The organism is Rhodopirellula sp. JB055 (assembly GCF_043100905.1).
GTDB lineage: Bacteria > Planctomycetota > Planctomycetia > Pirellulales > Pirellulaceae > Rhodopirellula.
Map to the genome: position 1 here is coordinate 1 of NZ_JBICHO010000070.1, position 19,374 is coordinate 19,374.

Genomic DNA, 19,374 nt, shown 5'->3' on the forward strand with positions numbered 1-19,374 from the left:
GCGCGGCCGAAAAACGCCGTTTCAAGGAGGAAACGATGCCCGGAGAATCATTCCGATTCGTTCATGCCAGCGACTTTCACCTGGAAACCCCGCTGGGTGACCTCGACCATCTGCCGCCCCAATTGCGGACAGCGATGGCGACTGCTCCACGAGACGCTGCGGCAGCGGTCTTCGAAGCCGCTTTGGCCGAAAACATTGACTTTTTAGTCCTTTCCGGCGATTTGCTGCATCCCGTCGCCGCCGGACCGCACGGCATGTCGCTGTTGCTCGATGGATTCGAAAAACTGCACGCCGCCAACACCGCGGTCTACTGGGCCGCCGGAATCGCGGATGATCCCAAGCAATGGCCCGAAGCGGTTCCGTTGCCGCCCAACGTGACGCTGTTCCCACGAGACCGCGCCGTCGCGATCCCGCACCAACGCGCTGGACGAACGGTTTGCTCCATCGTTGGACGCAGCAGCGAAGGCCGATCGACCTTGCATGTCGCCGGATTCCAAACCGAGACGACGGACGAATTCACTGTCGGTGTCGGGCACGGAATCGCCGATGCCAGTGCCCTGTCAGGAGCTCGGATGGACTACTGGGCTCTCGGCGGACCGCACAATCACACCGAAATCGAGGGCGGTGCACCCGCCGGCGCCGTGGCACCTGGATCGCCTCAAGGTCGCAACAGCGACGAATCCGGGCCTCATGGATACGTTGTCGTCGATGTCGACGCCGAACAAACGACTCGAATTCGACGGGTCGAAACGGACCGTTTTCGTTACTTGAACGTGGCAATCGATTCCGACGAAATTCGCTCCGCAGGCAGTCTGCGCAATCTGCTGGGGCAAAAGATCGGCACGCTGAGCAACGAGCACGGCGGTCGCCACCTGCTGATCTCATGGGAGGTCACACTCGACAACGCGGATGTGTTGCCCAACGTCGGCGACCCAACCGAATTGCTTCGCAATCTGCGTCGCGATCATGGCACGACCAACCCCGCGGCTTGGACGACTCGCTTGACGGTGCGTCCACCACACCATTATCCAAAGTCATGGCAGGACGAAGACACCATCCTTGGTGACTTTTTACGAGCCAGCAAAAAGTTCGCCGGTGCTCGCATTCGCAGCACCGCCACGGCCACCGACGATTCCGCCGGTCCTTCGTCTGGCGACCGTTTGGATCTCATGCCATTCACGGAAGAACATTCGGACCTGTCCAGCACCGCGTCGTCCTTGTTGGGTGACGTTCCCGCCGATCAACGCGAATCGATTCTTGCCGACGCCACTTTGATGGGTGTCGAATTGCTTCGTGGTGGCAAACCCTCTTGGGGACGGAAATCATGAAGATCAAAGACATCCAAATCGACGGTTTTGGCGTCTGGACCGGTTTGTCGGTCGATTCCTTGCCCGAAGGCATGACGCTGTTCTACGGTCCCAACGAAGCCGGCAAAACAACGCTGATGCAGTTCCTTCGAGCGATGCTGTATGGCTTCACCGAAGAACGCCGCCAGAAATACTTGCCGCCCATTCACGGTGGGACTCCCGGGGGTGCCATCCGAGTCACCGGCCCAGGTGGCGGTTACGAAGTCCGCCGGCACAGCCAACTGACCGACACCGATGTGACCGGCCGTTTGACGGTGACCGGTTCGGACGGATTGGCCCAAGGCCAACATCGTCTGGGCATGTTGCTGGGACAAATTGACGAACCAATCTTCACCAACGTTTTCGCGATCGGCATTCGCGAGCTGCAGGAGCTTTCGACGCTGGATGACACGTCCGCAGCAGACGAACTGTACAAACTCAGCAGCGGTTTGGACCGGGTTTCGCTGGTTGATGTGCTGCGCAGTCTTCGCGCCGGACGCAACGAAGTGATCGGCAAACGCGAAGCGGACTCGGACGACAACGAAGCCGCGATCGGCAAACTCGCGTCGATGATGTCCAAACGTGAAAAGCTGCGTGACGAGATCCAACGACTCTCCGGCAGCACGCGACGGTGGAGTGAACTGGCGACTCAGCGACGCACCCAAAGCCAAGAGATCGAAACCCTTCGCGGACGGATGGTCGCCTGGGAACGCGAAGCCCGCTGCGTCGAAATCGCGACCAGCGTTTACGACAAATGGCAAGAACGCGACCAAATCCGTGGCGAAATCGATGCCATCGAAGGCGAAGCCGCCTTGCCCGATGAAGCCCCTGGGCAACTCGTCCAAATCGAAGCGATGATCGAAGAACGTCGCACGAAATTGGAAGAGATCAAAAACAAACGCCGCGGGTTGCGAGACAAGTCCGAACAACTTCCGATCAACAAACGTTTGTTCGACCTGCAAGGCCGAATCGAAGCGGCATCGCAACAGGCCACCTGGATCGAAGCCCTCGAAGAACAAATCGATCGGCTCGACAACCAAATTGAAAAGGCTCGCAACCAAGTCGACGCCGATGCTGATCGATTGGGCATCGAAGAAGACGAGCGTTTGCGATTGGGGGAAGGCGACGACGGTGACCTGCCTGATTTGTCTCGCTCCACTTTGTCGGCCTTGTCCGCGCCGGCCAAGCACGTCAAAGAACAATTGTTCTTGCTGAAACAAGCTCGCGCCGAAGGCAAGACGCACAAGGTCCGCAAAGAAAAACTGCATGACCAATTGCAAGAAGTGCTGCAGCGGGCGCACGCGACGGATTTGCAGCAAGCGATTCGCCGCGAAAACGACAACATTGCCACGCTTCGTCAACGAATCCAACTTGGCCAGCACCTCGAAAAACTGAAACGCCACCACCAAGACCTCGAACGCGAATCGGTGGAACTGACCACTGACGAAGCCGTGCCGATCGATCGTCTGTGGTTGCTGTCGTTGCCATTTATTTTCGGCGGCGGGTTGCTTCTGTACGGCATGTTCAATGTTTTCCAGATCACGACGTTCGTCGCCGAGCCCAATCCTACGCAGGGCATGCTGTGCATCATGTTCGGTTCGATGGCGTTGCTGGTGTACTACCTTTCGAGAGAAAAGGGCCAACGCAACACCGCTCGTGACTTGGACGATTGCGAACGCCAAATCGATTCCGTCAAACGTCAGCTTCGCGAGATCGAAGCCGAACGCGAAGACCTCGATTCCTCGTTGTCGGTCAGTCACGAGTCGTTGGAAGCTCGCCTGCGAGAATCAGAAAGCTTGCTCGCGGAACTCGAAGAATCGATGCCGCTGTATCACGCTCACCAAGCGGCGCATCAGTCTTACCAAGCTGCTTACAAGCGAGCCCAAAAGGCCGCCGAAGGTCTCAAGGTCGCTCGTCGCGAATGGACGGCGACGCTGGATCGCTTGGGACTGTCGACGACGTTGTCACCCAAAAGTGTTCGCGTCCTTGGTGACGGCTACGAAGCTCTGCAAACCAGCATGCGTCGTTTGACCGAACTGAAAGAAGAACGCAATCAACGTCAACGCGAACGTCAATCGCTGGCCAAGCGTATCGAAACGCTTTATCTCGAAGCGATCGACGCCTCGGACGATGCTCTGAGTGCCCTCGAAGGTTCCAACGAACGCGAATCGGTTGTCGATGCAAATGGGTACGAAAACGAGTACGAGGACAGCTACGAATCCAACGAATACGAAGACGTCGAGGAGGACGACTACAGCGAATCCTACGCTCGTTCCCAACGAAAGAATTCCAAGAAGAATCGCAATGACAAACGCAACCGAAATCGAGATCGCCGGGACGACAACCGTTCCAAAGAAATCGAAACAAATCGCAACAAACGCCCGGTGACGATGCGGTCCAATCCTTTGGACCAGCTCAATCACCTGCACGAAGAAGTCGCTCGCCAACAACACTGGGTCAAACAGCGTCGCCAACTGAAAGAACACGACCTGCAGCTAAAAAAACAACAACTCGGTCATTCACGAGCCATTGAACGGGCCGAACAACAACGGCGCGCCCTGTGGGCCAAGTGCGGTGTGGCGACTCCCGAGCAGTTCTACGAAATCGTTGACCGAAAATCGTTGCTGGTCGAATACAACTCGCAGTTCAAATCGCTCGACCAACAGGTCCGCTCGATGATCGGCAACAGCGTCGAATACGACGATGTCGCTCGCGAAATCGAAGGTGCCAAGGCTACTGATTTGGAACGACGTTGGGATTCCTTGACTTCCCGAATGACCGAAACCGAAGCTCGCATCGCGACGCTGCAAACCGCTCAAGGTGAGCTGGCACAAGCGATGAAGCAACTCGGCGACGACGATCGCTTGATGACCGCACGGTTGGAACTCGGGTGCATCGAACGGCAACTTGATCAACTCGCACGTCGCTGGCAAACGCTGTCGATGGCCAGTTGTCTGCTGGAGGATGTCTGCGGCACCGTCGAGAACGAACGCCAACCGGAAACGCTTCGCGAGGCGTCTTCGTTCCTGAATCAATTGACCGATGGCAAGTACGTTCGTATCTGGACTCCGCTGGGATCCAACCAACTCAAAATTGACGACGCCGAAGGCAAATCGTTGCCGCTGGAAGTCCTCAGTCGCGGAACAGGCGAAGCCGTCTTCATCGCATTGCGTTTGTCTCTCGCGGCCGCCTACGCTCGCCGGGGAGTGATGCTTCCGTTGGTGCTCGACGACGTGCTTGTTAACTTCGACGGTGCTCGCGCCGAACACGCCGCTCGCACGCTGAAGACATTCGCGGAACTGGGACATCAAGTCATGATGTTCACCTGTCATGATCACATCGTGGATATCTTCCATCAAATTGGAGTCGAGGTTCGGCAGATGCCCGCTCAGGGAACTCCCGGTCGAGCTCACATCCTGTCACCACCCGTGGAAGAAGTCTACGAAGAAGAATACGAGTACGAGGAAGAAGTCGAAGAAGAACCTGAAATGGAAGTCGAGGAAGTGGCTCCGGAACCGGAGCCCGTTCCCGAGCCAACCCCAATCGTTGTGGAAGTTCCCAAACCGGAACCCGTCGTCGTGGTCGCTCCTCCCGTTGTGCAACCGGCTCCCAAACCGATTGAGTTGGTCGTGGAAGATCGACGTCAGGTCAAACCGAAGTCGAAGTTCCGTTACAAGTTCCAAGACGTGGCCCGCCAGAATCGACGTGTTCGTCGGCCTGAGTTGGTCATTCAGCGTTCCGAACGACGGCCCGAACGACAACCCGAACCCGCGCCAGAAATCGAAGTGGTCGAGGAAGTCGTCTCACCGGATTCAATTGGTTGGGCATGGTTCCAACGCGAACCTGCCGACGGACACATCGATGCTGATGAAGCTGCTGCTGAGTCCGCCCGCAATGAGTGGTTGGAAAAAGAAGACCGTCAAATGCACGCGGTCGTTAGTGAAGCGGAAGCCATTGGCAGCTTGGTTCATGACGAAGCAACCCGGAAAAGTTCCGAGGGCTCGTCAGACAGTTCTTCGTCCTGGTGGACTGGCGAACGAACCAAGTCCTAGTGGTCTGCCACGACTTGCACTGGCGGTAACCGACTCGGGCCCCGAGTCGGGCCCCGGTCGGCAAAAAATCAATCATTCTGTACTTCAGCGAATCGTCCGCCGACAACAAACGCATCTCGCGAGGGGCTGTTGCGGTGCAGCAGCCTCATGCCAATCTCATAGCACTTGGCGTGGTGACGACGCGCCCGGACGACGCGGAGTTGCAACCAGAACGTCGGCAAGATCAGTCGGACTTCTTCCTGCGGGAACAACTCAAATGGGGTCACGATTCCGCATGCGTTTTTCGAAAAGTCCCGCGTGAAGATTCCGACGGGATGAAAAGCCCTCGGGAAACTTGGTAGCGCTTTTTCAAAGTACAGCAAACCGCACGTGCGGACGATGCGACGTTGAGCCTGCCGTTGATCGCAGTAGTTCACGGCTGCCACGCCAGACTCGTGAAAGAAGTCCGACCAAGCCTCCGGAAGTTCGATTTTCCAATCGGTTGCCCTGACTACTTCGGCATAGTGCTTTGGATAATCGAAATCCAACATTCCACCATCTCCGGGTCAAGGGCCTTGCCGCTTTCGCGACGAATCAGGTTACACGCCTCTTCGCGTGACATGGGTGTTCGGTATGGGCGTTGGCTGGTTACCGCTTCATAAATGTCAACGACTGCGCACAAGCGTCCCCAGGGGTGAATCTCGTCGCCAACGCTGCCGACAGGGTATCCACCTCCATCAAGTCGCTCGTGATGTTGGTAGACCATCATGAGCTGACCAAACGTCAGGTCGTCACGAAGAGCCAGTTGGCGGAAACCTTCCCCGGGATGCCTTTTGATGATCTCGAATTCGTCTTCGTCCAGCCGTCCAGGTTTGGTCAGGATCTGATCGGGAATCTCCAGTTTGCCGAGATCGTGCAACAAGCCGCCTGCCACCACCAACTCGACTTCATAGGGTGTCATCCCCAGTTCGTTGGCCAGCATCCCGGCATACAACGCGACATTGGCGCTGTGTGTGAAGGTTGCGTAGTCGTGATTCAACACACGAAACAAATCGCTGGCCGCAAAGTCATCGCGAGAAACCAGACTCGCGGCCAGTCCACCGAGTTCGCTGGCTGCGTTGACCGTTTGATCGTTTTCGTTCGCGACAAAGCTGCCCTGCAATACATCCAAGAGGACTTCGTTGAGCGCGGCCGACCGCTGGGCATTGGTGGCTGATTCGTCCCCGCCGCCTGATGCCAAGTCACGCAGGTATTCCTGGTAACTCGATCGTCCCTCGCGTTCGATGAACAACTTGGTCACGCCTCGTGACTTCAGTTTGTTCAGGTCTTGGGACTTCATCGGGTAGTTCGCACCCCGATACAGTTTGGCTTCGTCTGTGTTTCCGACCCGACAATACAGATCCGCGCCAATCACCGAGGAAGGTGACAGCGTGGAGACACTGATTGCGATAAGATCCGAGACAAGCATTTGAGGTTTGAATTGTCCGCACTTCTGGGGGGCCTCGCTCCGGTAAGACTCGGAGCCATTCAAACGTACAGTGAGGAATGGGGCAGGTGGCGGATCCCGCCAGATTCTTCGGGGTTTCGATGAGCCGCAGATCGAACATCCCGCACAATCGGAAGCAGTGTTTCAACCGGCTGTGCAGAATTTGCACTTGTTGCCGTGCCGATCTGATTCGTTCAGACTGCTGCCATGGCGGCATTGGTGCCGAACACACACGATTCTCGACCACAGAAAAGGTTGGCATGCCAGACTTTTATCAGCACGACTTGATCACGACGATCCACTTTCTCGGGTCGGCAAAATTGGATCACCTGTAATAATTGCTTCGCGAATCAACTTAAAATCACGCGATCGGCCTCGTGTTGCCCGTCACGGCATCGGACATGCGAGCCGAGCCGTTTGATGTGATTGTCCGTGAACTTGCCCAAGCGGACTACATCGCGTCCATTGTCGTCAGTTTGGGGGTGGCTCCAGAACAGAGCGATTACGACGAAACCTGTGCCAAAATTGCCCCTCTAGGCGACCGAGCCAAGGTGCTCTGGACGGATGGTCCGGAGGTTCAAGGCCTCTACAACGAACTGATCGACTCCGGAATTGACGTTTCGGTCCCTGGGAAAGGCCGCAGTGTTTGGACCGCGTTTGGGTTCCTGCTGGATGATCCCAACATCGAAACATTCGTGCTGCACGATTGTGACATCGTCGATTACGAACGCCAATTGCTTTCGCGGTTGTGCCTGCCGATGGTTCACCCAGGGCTCGATTTTGAGTTTTGCAAAGCCTATTACGCCCGCGTCACCGACCGAATGCATGGCCGAGTCGTGCGATTGTTGGTCGCGCCGCTGCTGCGAGCTTTGATGCAGTGCTTCCCCGAAAATCAGTTTGTGCGGTTCTTAGGGAATTTCCGTTACCCGCTTTCCGGCGAATTCTCCCTGACACGAAACCTCGCCCGGACCAACCGAGTCGCCAGCGATTGGGGATTGGAAGTCGGCACGTTGGCGGACGTTTACCGCAACACCTCGCACAAACGCGTTTGCCAAGTCGACCTGGCACGTCTTTACGAGCACAAGCATCAAACGCTCGCGGTCGATCAACCGTCCAGCGGTTTGATCAAAATGGCGCTCGATATCCTGACCACGATCTATCGCACGTTGGCCAGCCAAGGCATTGTGTTTGGTGAGTCGACGTTCGTGACCTTGCGAGCCTCGTTTTTGCGGATCGCTCAAGATTGCATCCGCCAGTACGCTGCTGATGCACGAGTCAATTCGCTCGCCTACGACCGTCACTCCGAAGAAATGGCGATCGAAGCGTTCGCTCAATGCGTCACGCAAGCCGGAGAAATTTTCGCGTCAGATCCGAGCGGCAACCCATCGATTCCCAACTGGACACGCGTACGGGCGGCGTTCCCTGACTTCACCTCGCGACTACGCGAAACGGTGAAGTAGGCCACATTCAGTTGCGAAGCAGGTCGGCAGCAACGATCGACCACCACCATGGGAGCCGTTTGGTCGTTCGCCTCGGTTGTGCGTGAAAACCGTGGCGAACGCCAACGGCTCACATACTCGATAATCCCTGCGTGCCTGCTTAGGGATTCCAATTGGTGGAAATTGTCGATCCGCGTGACGCGAATGCTTGGACCATCCTTGCTCCGTGCCGGATGCTGTCACTCGTCGCTGGTCATCGCGAGCGCGTCCAAAGCCAGCAGGCGGTAACGGACTCGGTCGCTCGGTGTCAGTGTTGGCAGGTGAGCGCGACGACGACTGTCCAACAAAATCTCGTACAGGCCCGCTGCTGATCGCGGGCGCGGCATGGAACGGATCACGCCCGCCTGCAGCGACTCGTCCGCCCAACGGGTTTGACCAATCAACTGCAAGTCCAATTCACGTCGCTTGGTCCAGTCGCGATCCACCGTCCCATGAATGAGGTTGGTTTCGATCTCGATGTCCAGCGAATCGATCCCGCCGCGAACACCGAATTGGTCCGGCAAATTGGCATCGAACTCTTTCTGAGCTTCCGTGCGTTGATCGATTTCTTCTTCGATCACTTCCGGTGTCTCAATCATCGGTGCCGGAGAATAGATCAGCAGCGGAACATCGCGTCCCACTCGCATTCGCCGGACCACATCAATCATCTCAATCGCCGACGCGTCTCGCGGTTGTTCTTTCGAAACGATCAACCGAACGTCGTCACCCAACGACAGCAATCGTTCCAGCGACGCGACGGACGAAACCGTCTTGGGCTGAAAACCCGCGCCTGCCATGATTCGCTGCCAAGACGAAATGATCTCCGGGCGATTCTCCAAGACAATCGCGACGCCTTTGTCGCCCAGTGTCGCCATTTGATGCCAGCGATCTTCAACGCGTGACATCCCCGCGAAGGTCAGTTCCGGATCCACGGCCAGCAATCGAGCGATTGCGGCGGCGGCTTCGTACCGCACGGTGGCATTGGAGTGATCCACCGTTTCAACCAACTCGCTCACCTTGGCACCTCGTCGCAACAACGTCTCGGCCAATCCACGGCTGAGATCGCCGTCGATCAACCGCAACACGCCGACCGCAGCAGGATCGTTTTCTGTCTCCACACTGTTCGCCAGCACGGGCATTGCCCAGGCGGCCAAGACCTCTTCAGCGGATGCCTTGCCGAAGAAAGTCCGGAAGAAGTCATCGCGATTTTTCGCGTCTCCCCAATCGGGATCGTTGGCAACGCGATACGCCAATTGGGCTGTCAATTGTTGAACCACACTGTTGTGTTCTGTGTCACCGACTCGGCTCAGTCGCGATGCCGCGTCCGCTGCATCTCGAAACGCGACCACCCACGTCGCGGCTTGGGTGGGAACCACACCGTCACGCTTGGCATTGATCGCCCAAACCGAGACATTGCCGAAATCATGTTGGCTGGCAACCGCGTTGTTCATCGCGTCTTCGAGCGCCAACCGCATGATTTGCAGAGCCGGCTCACGCGTCGCAAGATCCACATCCGCGGCCGCTTCCAAACGTTGTGTCAACAGATCGACTTGGGCCTCATCTGATCCCAACATCGCCAGGGCATCAAACGCCTTCGATCGAGTGGAATCCGCCCCGTATAGCGCCACTCGGCGGAGCCCAGCGATGCCAGCTTTTCGATCAATCTTCAGCAGCACTCGCAAGTCTTCCCGTCGCTGTTCCGGGGCGCTGGTTCGGACAATGTCGTCAATCAACGCCGCCGATGCGTATTCGCCCGCTCGAAACAAAGTCCGGTAGGCCGCGCTTTTGTCATCAGGGTTGGAGGACGTCAGCTTTTTGATCGCGGCCTGCAACCGACTCGGCTCGCGAAGTGCTTTGGCGCGGGCGTCGAAGATTCCATCCAGTGCCTGCTTGGCTTCGTCGGAAACATCGGTCGCGGAAGTGATTCGAAGCCGTTGATCCGATCCAATCTGAGAAGCGATTTTCGCGGCTCGGTCTGCTGCCGGAGCGTTGCTGGCGAGCGGTTGCAGTAACTCGTCCACGGCCGACCAAGCCCGGATTTTCGCGAGCGCGTTCAGGCTGCGTCCGAGTGCTTCGGGGCCGCCGCTGGCTTTCAACTTCAATTGCTCGACCAACGGATCAGGTGGCAGAGCAATGGACGCTTCGTCTTCCGCCGCCTCTTGAGCGAAAGTGTGGGGCGATCCCAGGGTGACGAAAACCCAGCCAGCGGCAAAAACGGCGACGAGGAAGCGAGCGAAAAAGCGGTCAGCCATCCGGAAATTCCGAGGGTTGGCGAAGATGACGAATGAGAAGCGTCCCCATTCTAATCCGGCGCACCGCGGATTCACCTTTCTTCGGACCAGCTTTCTCCCGGGGCAGTAACGCCCTCCCTGTGGGCATTTCCAGCCGCCTTCAATGGTCCGGTTGTTCCGATTGACGTAGTTCTTCCAGCCTTGCATGGGCCTCGTCTGCCCAAGGGCTGCCCGGCGAAAGTTGCAGGAACCGCCGCCAATGATGCTCTGCCTCGACGCTGCGGTGCAGGTCCTCGAGAATTCGGGCCAAGTTGTAATGCACATCGGGATAGTCGTCGTGCAGAGCCAACGCGCCTCGATACGCCGCGACGGCCAATTCCAATTGCCCGGTTTCTGCCAGCACGCCAGCCAGACTCGATCGGGCTTCCACAAAATCGGGGTCCACTTCGAGCGCTGCGTAATAGCGTTCCCGAGCCGCGATGGTTTCTCCGGTTCGGTACAACAACTCTCCAATCTGAAAGTGAATGTCTGATCGGACGCCATCTCGAGCCAACACGGCGTGGTAGCAATCAATCGCCGTTTCGAGATCCCCGGCGTCCTCCGCTTGGTAGGCGGAAAGCAACAGGTCATCTTCTTCATCCACCAGCTCACCAGCGGGTGGGAATTGCATCGAATCATGACTCGATGCCGATTGGATGGGGCTGCCGCTGATCCCTGTCGGCGGAAAGGAGGTTGGTGACTCCACGGGGTTCGCTAACGGATCGTGGAATCCATCGTCTGCGGGTTCACCCGGTCGCGAAAATGGCAGGATGGGAGTGTCCAGGTGAGTTTCGGCTGCGGACTCGTTTCCTGTTTCCAATGCATCGAAGTCAAACCGCAGTTGGCCTCCCGGTTCGATCAGCCCCTCGCCCTGTCGCAGCAAAACGTGCTTGCCTTCGACCAAGATCGACAACTGGTCCAGCGGACGGCGCAAGTTGGGAACCACTTCGACCCACTGCATGATCCGCCGTTCAATTGCCTCGGGGCTGGCACCCGATGCCACCCAAGCTGCCAGACGCCTGGCCGTCGCGACTTCTTGAAAGTCAAAGTACGGCAGCTTGTGCAGCGTCCGCACCGGGCGAATCACTCCACGACGATGCCAACGTCGAATGACACGCACGGAAACCCCCAACAAATGAGCCAGCATGGCTGGGGTGTGAAGTTTGCGAATGGATTGCTCCGCGTCGACCAGGCCCAATTGCTGCCACAAAACGGTCTCGTGCAAGATCTCGACATCCGCGTCGTCGCCTCGCCGCTCCGTCGCTCGTTCGATCAACTCGGCTTCGGCCAGCGGTGATTCCTCGGCACCAATCACGATGCAGTCCACCGATGACGCTTCGCTTTCGACCACCACCGCGCCATACGAACGCAGCAAGTTCGAGGCTTCGCGGCGATTCATTCCTCCCAATCGCCCAACAATCGCCATCCTTCGCCCCAGCAAAGCGTCGCTGGGCGGCGGTTCCTCATGCAGCGTTTCGTGGTCGAAGCCGGCGGTGTCATCCAGGTCTGAATGGGCACTCTCCAACTCGGACTCCAGCGTGTGAGGCCAGTCGTTGTTCCGCGATTCGATGTCGTCGTTGGATGGCATGATGCTGACAAGATATCCGATCAGCATCCGCCGACCACTCCGGATGTCGGTCGCCAGCCAGATTGTCTCCCGATGCATCCGATGGAGGTGTCTGCGGTCTCGGTTGGCAGCAACGCAGCGGATGAATCGCGTGTGTGTGACTTGACGAATGCACCGGTTGCCTCGTTCTTTCCGGTTCTACGACGCGGCAGAAAACAGGGCGACTTTACCGACCAGCGAACCGATACCGACGAAGGGTGTTCTTTTCACGACACGCAATCTCCTCCCAACTCCTTCGCAGGTTCTTTCGTCATGCTTGTCACTCGCTTGGGCAAAATCACGGTGCTCGCCGTCGCCGCGGGAGGCCCCTACGTCGCATCAGAAACCGACTGGGGGCGTAGTGCCGCGGGCTCCGTCACCAATGTGTTTCGTGGCGAAGGCATCTCCACCACGGGCTGGGGATCTGGCGAAGCACCGGTGGGCGGCGTGACCAATTCGCCCGATTCAGACCGCTACCCGGTTCACTCGCACCACCAAGTCGAAACCCTTCGAGGTGTCGCTTCCAAACGTTATCGCTACGAACCCGAAATCGCAAAGAAACTTGGCGCGATCCCGGGCTCGGACGAAACACCATCCCTCGCGGGAAACAACGTCGCTGACCTGCGAGAGGTGTTGCGTTTCGATTTGACCACCCACGCGGTGCTGAACCGATTTTCGCGAGTCTCGACTGTGCTGGCGGATCTGCAACTCGAAGGACTGCGAGTGCCGATCGTCACGGGCACACTCGCCACCGACTTGGCGGGCACGCTGACGTACTACTTCGATCGCTCCGGTGCCATTCAACGCATTTCGTTGCACGGTTTCACCGGTGACCCATCGCGTTTGGTGACGACCCTCCAGTCCCATTACGGACTTTCGCGAGAACCAGCCCTGGAAGCCGGCGTGTTCACCAAACGCTGGAACGGTGCCCCCGTTCACTTCCTGCGGCTGACGCATGCCCCTGTGGTCTTCAGTGACGCGGTGCACCAAAAATACACGGTGTTCTTGGAACTGAACCAACCCAACCTGGCTTACGGCATCAGCGAAGAAGCCAAACGAATCGTGGTCACGGACCAGTGGACAGGTCGTTGGTAACGGCACCGTCGCTGGTCAGTGTTTGCAATCCCGTGTTCATGTCGAGGCGAGGCCGATAACCCAACCGCTCTTTCGCGGCGGTGATGTCAAACGAGTGATCTTTCGCGAGCTGCGAGGCGACAAACCGTGTCATCGGCGGCTCGCTGGTTCGGCCGGTCAATCGATACACCGTTTCCAACACCGCACCGATCCGGTAAGCGGCCGCGAAGGAGATGGATTTGGCCGGCGGATCGACCCCGTGAACCCGGCATAATTTCGCGATCCAGTCCCAGCAATTCACGGGTTCGTCCTGCGTGATGAAGTACGCTCGTCCCGCCGCTTCATCGGGACGCGTTTGCAGCGCATCGATCGCGTCCAAGTGAGCCGCGGCGGCATTGATGACGTGAACCGTGTCGATCTCGTTGGTGCCATCTCCAATGATTCGCAACCGTCCGCTACGAGCACGCTGCAACACGCGAGGAATCAAATGCGGGTCGTCTGGCCCCCAAATCAAATGCGGCCGCAACGCAACCGTTCGCAACCCGCCCGGTTGATCCGCCGCCAAAATTTCGCGTTCTGCCATCGACTTTGTGTGAGGGTAGTGGCACATCCAAGTCTCTGGATACGGCTCTGACTCATCCACGTCACGCTGGTCCTGGCCATCAAACGTGACACTGGGACTGCTCGTGTAAACCAGTTGCGAAACACGAGCTTCTTGGCAGGCTCGCAAAACGTTTTGAGAGGCCACCACGTTGTTGTCAAAGTAGTGCTGCCACGTACCCCAAACGCCAGCGACCGCCGCGGTATGAATCACCACATCCGCATCTGAAATCACTCGGTTCAAGTAACCTTGGTCCAGCAAATCGCCGCGATGGTGCGTCATCCCTGCCCGAACCAAATCCGGCGTTTCGCGACGCGACAGCCCAACGATTTCCCAGTCACGTTGCAGCAGTTGACGAACGATTTCGCCGCCCAGAAATCCACTGCAGCCGGTGACGATCACCCGCATCAGGCCGGCTCCAACGTGGTGGATGAATCTGAAATGGACTGGTCGTCTGATTCGGAGGTGCTGCCATCCTGAACGGATGGTTCGTTGGGATCACGCACCGGATCCACGCTCGCTGGGAATTTCATGAACACGCGGACCAAGATCGCAATCGCGATCGCCAGCAACATGGAACCAAACACAAACGGAGCCCCGGGAAATTCAAACGGTGCCTTCTCGGATGTGAAGTATCCCAGCAAACCGCTGGTGAACAACAATGGTGCTGGGATGTTGGTCAAACTGATCAACGATGTCAGTGCGCCTTGCACCTTGCCCTGTTCTTCCGGATTGACTCGCCCCGCCACCAAGCTTTGAATCGCAGGTCCGGCCAGCCCGGCCAGTGAACCGAACACCACGATGCACGGGATCATCCAACCCTGAGTCGCCAGTCCGTAACCCAGAAACGCCAAGCACGAAACGCAGGTTCCCAGTACTGCTGTTCGGCGTTCTCCTAATCGTTTGATCATCGGACGAACCAAGCCACCTTGGACGATCGCTGCCATCAACCCGACCAAGGCCAATGTCAAACCGTTGGTGACCTCGTTCCATCCAAATCGATATCCCATCGACAGCACCCAAACGTTTTCCAAGCCACGCTGTGCCAACGAAGAAAACATGAACGCGACCGCCAACCCGGCGATCATGGGATAATTCCGAAGTCGCGAAACGGTCCCCAAAGGGTTCATCGCGGCCAGTGAAATCGAACCCCGTTTCTCAGGGGGCAACGATTCTGGCAACACAAAGAAACCGTACAACCAATTGACCAACGACAATCCAGCGGCCACGAAAAACGGCAGCCGGATGTGCACGCCACCAAGCACACCACCGAGAGCCGGGCCGATGATGAATCCCAATCCAAACATCATTCCGACCAACCCAAAGTTGCGTGCTCGTGTTTCTTGTGTGGAAACATCGGCGATGTAAGCGTTCGCGGTGGAGAAACTCGCTCCCATCACTCCAGCGACGATCCGCCCAACGAACAGCCAGCCAACGGTCGGCGCGAGCCCCGTGACGATGAAGTCCACGCCCAATCCAAACAGGGACGCCAAAATCACCGGACGGCGTCCGAACCGGTCGGACAATGCCCCCAGGACAGGAGCAAAAAAGAACTGCATCAAAGAATACGTCGCACCGATCACGCCCACGTAAAAACTGGCTCGCGAGGTGTCACCGCCAACAAACTCTTTGATCAATTCAGGCAACACCGGAATGATGATTCCGATCGCCAAAATGTCGATCAACAGCGTCAACAGGATGAAAGCCATCGCCGCCGGACGTCGCTGGTGCGGAGGCGTGATCAAGGCATTCTGGGGGGCAAGAGTTTGGTGAGGCGTCAGAGAAGTGGCCCCACACCTTACGATCCACTCCGCTCGGCGTCGAGATGGGCGATTCCGCCGGTTTCTGGTTTCGGTCCTGGTACCGCCCCAGCCCTCCAGAGTGCCGACCGCAGGGCTCAAAAAAAGCCCCTGATTTCAATCGTTTGCCAACCCGCGCCCGGCTTTCGACTGCTCAACCGGCGGTTTAAACTGTGCGGTTGGTCCATCGTTGGCGTGTTGGAAACACGCTCAACACAAGAGCTTCTCAGTGATGATCTGTACTCATCGCACTTCTTGTGTTGCCAAACGGATTTTGCTCCTTCTGAAGGTTCTCTCGGATGCCCCAAGGCTTCTACACCCAGTGCGTCGTTGTTTTGCTGCGCGAACGCGTGTCGATGCGTAAAATTGCTGCCGCAATCGATGAATACGAACCGTCGGATCCCCTGCCCGCCACGGCGGACTGGGCGATCGCGGGACCGTCCTTGATCATGGACATGGATGAAGAAACGCCCGGTCACTTGGCAATCGACCTGGTCGACCAACCGTGGCCCGACGACATGCAAATCGATGACGCGGATTCGCACGTTCGCCAAGCCTGGTCCAATGGTTCGTTTGGCCCCAACACCTTTCCAGGATCACTGCGACGCGCCCTCGAGCAATTGTGGGTTTGGGACGAAGGCAAAGAGGACGTCCCCCAACACACCGCGTTCTTGCGAATCCGCAGCAGCTACATCCTCAAAGCCGAACAAGACGACGCACCGCTGACACCTGAAGAATACGAACCGTTCGATGAACTCGCCCTGGTTACCGAAGTCGCCGCGGCTCTGACGGAACTGCCCCAGGCCATCGCCTACTTCAACCCCGCCGGCGAAACGATCCGCAACCTGGATGGCATGAACCAAGTCATCCAGGAATCCGAGGACAACGACTTCCCACCCTTGGATCTCTGGGCCAACGTCCGGCTCTACAGCCTCGAGGATGGATTCGCGGCGATGGACACCGTCGGTAACAATCAACTGGATCTACCTGACATCGAAGCGTTTTTCTTTGCCGAAGCCTATGACTTCAACGACATCGATGAACTGCTTCGCCTGATCACTTGTCACCTGATCGAAAGCGAAGAAACGTTCGAAGACGGCGACACCGTCCAAAGTCCCAGCGGAGTCACCTGGGTGATGCATCAATGTTCAGACTGCATTTCTGATCCGCCGCGGTCGGTGCTGCGATTCCTACCGCAAGACGACCATCCTCTGCCAGAACAGTATCAACCAGCAGCAGAGTAACCGTCGGGCAAGTCAATCACTCGCCAATGCAGTACAGGTACTCTTGGCGTTTGTCGCCTTCTTGCACCCCAACACGCAGGTAGATTCGATCGCCACTGATGGCCGGGGTGGACATCACGGAATCCCCCAGTTGATTTTTCGCGATCAACTCAAACGATTCGCTGTTGGCTGCAAAGATGAAGCACGCTCCTTCTTCGTTGACGGCGTAGATGCGGTCGTTGACCAGCACCGGCGATGCGGTGAAGTCACCGCCCAGGCGAGACTTCCACTTCGTCTCGCCGGTTTCGCAGTCAACGCACATCGCTACGCCGGCATCCAGCGTCATGAATAGATTCCCGTCTTGGTGCAACATGGAAGGCACGTAAACCCGTGTGCCAACTTCCCAAGCGATCTCGCCCGAACCATCTGCCACCACAGCCGAGACATGGTTCTGCGGGTATCCACCTGATGTAAAAATGTGCTTGCCGTCGGTCACGGTGGTCGTCACGCATTCGGTCGTCGCCCCCTCAATTTCCCAGTTCACCTTTCCCGTGTTCGGGTCCAAGCTGGTGACCAAATCACATCCCGTTAGAAACAACTGATCTTTCCCGGCCACGGACAACACCACTGGGGAAGGGTAGTTCGGTTCTTCCGGACGCAGGTGACGCCAAACCACGTTTCCTGTGACCCGGTCCATCGCCACCACTTGCCCTCCGGCCTTGTTGTCCGCCGACGCGATCACAAGGTCGTCATAAACCGTCGGTGAAGAACCATATCCCTGGTGAATCTGGTACTGACACAGCTTTTGTTGCCACAGCAGTTCGCCTTCCAAGCTCACTGCCGACGTGTAGACGGCTTTGTTCGAATAGAAATTGACAAACACTCGCTCGCCGTCCGTTGCGGGAGTGCAGGATGCCCAGGAAGCTTTTGTGTTGGGTTCGCGTTGATCAACGGTGTCGAACTCGCCTTCATACACCACGGTTTCCCAAACCTGTTCCCCTGAATCGCGGTTCAGGCACACCAGCAATTGCGAGTTCCGAGCCTTGTCGGCGACTTGCAGGTAAACCCGGTCGCCCAGCAGAATCGGTGAACCATGACCACGATCGGGAAGCGGAGTCTTCCAGATGATATTCCGTGTGCCCTCGTCCGAATCACTCCACTTCGTTGGCGGATCTTGGTCGGCGACTGCGTGTCCCTGACGACCTGGACCACGCCACCATGGCCAGTCCGTTTCTGAGAAACTGGGTGTCTCTGCCCAAGAGAGTTCACACGCCATCAGGAAGCAGACGAATCACGTCAAAACCATCTTTTTCATTGCATCACCGTCCCGTATCACTGTGTTGACCATCATCGCGAAAGAACCTGCCCGATTCGAAAGTGAGTGAGTCGAAAAACTCTCCTGCTGGCGCAGCGAGCCAGTATATCAACCCACCACTTTGGCTGGGGCAACGGAGTGCTCCGCGAAAAGACGATCGGAATGAATCGAAGGAACGTCCAGCGAGGTCGCTTCTTCTTTGTTGGCGCCGGGGTCGAAATGCTCGCAGTCGAAACACAACGCGTGGCCCATCCAACGGCCTCGGAACGAGCCCCCAGTCCAAGATCGCCCTAATTGACCCCCGTCCCCTTTTCGAAAGGGGACGGGGGTCGTTTAACCAAGGCACTGCACCGGAGTGCTGCGGTAGCATTCTTGCTGCCGCAGCAACGGGCGTTGCTTCAGGGCAACTGTTCGTACTTGCGGTACAACTGCTTGTGCTTGTTTCCCAGATCGACCTGGCGACCTTGCACATAAGCGTCGACGACACGCGTTCCCGATTCGAAGACATCGCCGTCGGCAATGATCAATGTTGCATGATGCTTCGCTGCCAAGGTTCCGACTTGATCTGCCACGCCGAGGATTTCCGCTGGGGATTGCGTGATCGCCCGAACGGCTTCTTCTCGTGGCAAACCATGCGCGACCGCAACACCGGCTTGATACGCCAGGTTACGAAGGTTCGACGCACCACCGGGATAGCCAGCGCCTTCGCCGGCGATCGCGAATCGCACCCCGGATTCACGAAGTTGTGCGGGCAAGGAATACAACGCATCCACCGGATCGGAACGTCGACGTGGCAAACGGTACGTGGCGATCAAGATCACAGGGATGTCATGAGCGGTCAAACGATCGACGCAGTGCATCGCATCCGCCCCGCCACACAAAACCATCGGAATTCGACGTGAGGTGAAGAACGAAATCGCCGACTCGATCGCGCCCAAACGATCCGCTTGAACGAATACGGGACGCTCACCACGGATCACTGGCAGCAAGCTTTCCAAACGCAAATCGGATGGACCGCTATCGTCCGCTTCCATCGCTTCGCCATACCGGCGGGCTCGTTCGAACAGATCATCCAGTTCTTGGATCTGTGCGTCGTATCGTTTGGCTTTCTCTTTGGAATCACCACCGCGAGGCATCACGGATTC

13 protein-coding genes are annotated in these 19,374 nt (G+C 57.5%); 5 read left to right on the forward strand and 8 right to left on the reverse strand.

Going from position 1 to position 19,374, the window contains the following annotated elements:
- Together ACF8AM_RS02765 and ACF8AM_RS02770 are read left to right on the forward strand one after the other, a co-directional pair.
- On the forward strand, window positions 1-1,328 hold a 1,328-nt coding region (locus tag ACF8AM_RS02765; RefSeq protein ID WP_392554170.1), incomplete at its 5' end, for an exonuclease SbcCD subunit D.
- Window positions 1,325-5,398, forward strand: coding sequence for an ATP-binding protein (locus ACF8AM_RS02770; protein WP_392554171.1), 4,074 nt, complete (start codon window positions 1,325-1,327; stop codon window positions 5,396-5,398). The genes ACF8AM_RS02765 and ACF8AM_RS02770, both read left to right, overlap by 4 nt.
- Before the next feature lie 68 nt (window positions 5,399-5,466).
- Here the strand turns inward: ACF8AM_RS02770 and ACF8AM_RS02775 are convergent, their stop codons facing one another.
- Together ACF8AM_RS02775 and ACF8AM_RS02780 are read right to left on the reverse strand one after the other, a co-directional pair.
- Window positions 5,467-5,928 carry a hypothetical protein gene (locus ACF8AM_RS02775; protein WP_392554172.1) on the reverse strand — a complete coding sequence of 154 codons (462 nt, stop codon included), beginning with the start codon at window positions 5,926-5,928 and terminating at the stop codon, window positions 5,467-5,469.
- Window positions 5,889-6,845: an HD-GYP domain-containing protein gene (locus tag ACF8AM_RS02780; RefSeq protein WP_392554173.1), complete on the reverse strand. Its 957-nt coding sequence runs from the start codon at window positions 6,843-6,845 to the stop codon at window positions 5,889-5,891. Before ACF8AM_RS02780 ends, ACF8AM_RS02775 begins: the two co-directional genes overlap by 40 nt.
- A gap of 395 nt (window positions 6,846-7,240) precedes the next feature.
- Here ACF8AM_RS02780 and ACF8AM_RS02785 point away from each other — a divergent pair, with 395 nt between their 5' ends.
- Window positions 7,241-8,323, forward strand: coding sequence for a glycosyl transferase (locus ACF8AM_RS02785; RefSeq protein ID WP_392554174.1), 1,083 nt, complete (start codon window positions 7,241-7,243; stop codon window positions 8,321-8,323).
- Between the two features lie 218 nt (window positions 8,324-8,541).
- Here ACF8AM_RS02785 and ACF8AM_RS02790 read toward each other — a convergent pair whose 3' ends face one another.
- Both ACF8AM_RS02790 and ACF8AM_RS02795 read right to left on the reverse strand, forming a co-directional pair.
- Window positions 8,542-10,593 carry a HEAT repeat domain-containing protein gene (locus ACF8AM_RS02790; RefSeq protein WP_392554175.1) on the reverse strand — a complete coding sequence of 684 codons (2,052 nt, stop codon included), beginning with the start codon at window positions 10,591-10,593 and terminating at the stop codon, window positions 8,542-8,544.
- A gap of 139 nt (window positions 10,594-10,732) precedes the next feature.
- Window positions 10,733-12,199: a tetratricopeptide repeat protein gene (locus ACF8AM_RS02795; protein ID WP_392554176.1), complete on the reverse strand. Its 1,467-nt coding sequence runs from the start codon at window positions 12,197-12,199 to the stop codon at window positions 10,733-10,735.
- Window positions 12,200-12,490: 291 nt separating this feature from the next.
- On the opposite strand from ACF8AM_RS02795, the gene ACF8AM_RS02800 reads away from it, so the two are divergent.
- Window positions 12,491-13,312 (forward strand): DUF6690 family protein, encoded by an 822-nt coding sequence (locus tag ACF8AM_RS02800; RefSeq protein WP_392554182.1) that lies wholly within the window; start codon window positions 12,491-12,493, stop codon window positions 13,310-13,312.
- Here ACF8AM_RS02800 and ACF8AM_RS02805 read toward each other — a convergent pair.
- Both ACF8AM_RS02805 and ACF8AM_RS02810 read right to left on the reverse strand, forming a co-directional pair.
- Window positions 13,284-14,300 carry an NAD-dependent epimerase/dehydratase family protein gene (locus tag ACF8AM_RS02805; protein ID WP_392554177.1) on the reverse strand — a complete coding sequence of 339 codons (1,017 nt, stop codon included), beginning with the start codon at window positions 14,298-14,300 and terminating at the stop codon, window positions 13,284-13,286. The genes ACF8AM_RS02800 and ACF8AM_RS02805 overlap by 29 nt on opposite strands.
- Complete coding sequence (locus ACF8AM_RS02810; protein WP_392554178.1) at window positions 14,300-15,601, reverse strand: TCR/Tet family MFS transporter; 1,302 nt, start codon at window positions 15,599-15,601, stop codon at window positions 14,300-14,302. Before ACF8AM_RS02810 ends, ACF8AM_RS02805 begins: the two co-directional genes overlap by 1 nt.
- 446 nt (window positions 15,602-16,047) lie before the next feature.
- Between ACF8AM_RS02810 and ACF8AM_RS02815 the strand changes: the two genes are divergently transcribed.
- Window positions 16,048-16,935 carry a DUF4261 domain-containing protein gene (locus tag ACF8AM_RS02815; RefSeq protein WP_392554179.1) on the forward strand — a complete coding sequence of 296 codons (888 nt, stop codon included), beginning with the start codon at window positions 16,048-16,050 and terminating at the stop codon, window positions 16,933-16,935.
- A gap of 16 nt (window positions 16,936-16,951) precedes the next feature.
- Here ACF8AM_RS02815 and ACF8AM_RS02820 read toward each other — a convergent pair whose 3' ends face one another.
- Window positions 16,952-18,190, reverse strand: a complete 1,239-nt coding sequence (locus ACF8AM_RS02820; protein WP_392554180.1) for a PQQ-binding-like beta-propeller repeat protein — start codon at window positions 18,188-18,190, stop codon at window positions 16,952-16,954.
- 437 nt (window positions 18,191-18,627) lie between these two features.
- A partial coding sequence (locus ACF8AM_RS02825; protein WP_392554181.1) for an amidohydrolase family protein occupies window positions 18,628-19,374 on the reverse strand: 747 nt, incomplete at its 5' end.

Coding starts and splice junctions, on each gene's coding strand:
- ACF8AM_RS02780 (WP_392554173.1), bottom strand. CDS start 6,845: ATGCTTGTCTCGGATCTTATCGCAATCAGTGTCTCCACGCTGTCACCT.
- ACF8AM_RS02810 (WP_392554178.1), bottom strand. CDS start 15,601: ATGGCTTTCATCCTGTTGACGCTGTTGATCGACATTTTGGCGATCGGA.
- ACF8AM_RS02770 (WP_392554171.1), top strand. CDS start 1,325: ATGAAGATCAAAGACATCCAAATCGACGGTTTTGGCGTCTGGACCGGT.
- ACF8AM_RS02790 (WP_392554175.1), bottom strand. CDS start 10,593: ATGGCTGACCGCTTTTTCGCTCGCTTCCTCGTCGCCGTTTTTGCCGCT.
- ACF8AM_RS02805 (WP_392554177.1), bottom strand. CDS start 14,300: ATGCGGGTGATCGTCACCGGCTGCAGTGGATTTCTGGGCGGCGAAATC.
- ACF8AM_RS02815 (WP_392554179.1), top strand. CDS start 16,048: ATGCGTAAAATTGCTGCCGCAATCGATGAATACGAACCGTCGGATCCC.
- ACF8AM_RS02800 (WP_392554182.1), top strand. CDS start 12,491: ATGCTTGTCACTCGCTTGGGCAAAATCACGGTGCTCGCCGTCGCCGCG.
- ACF8AM_RS02795 (WP_392554176.1), bottom strand. CDS start 12,199: ATGCCATCCAACGACGACATCGAATCGCGGAACAACGACTGGCCTCAC.
- ACF8AM_RS02820 (WP_392554180.1), bottom strand. CDS start 18,190: ATGGCGTGTGAACTCTCTTGGGCAGAGACACCCAGTTTCTCAGAAACG.
- ACF8AM_RS02775 (WP_392554172.1), bottom strand. CDS start 5,928: ATGTTGGATTTCGATTATCCAAAGCACTATGCCGAAGTAGTCAGGGCA.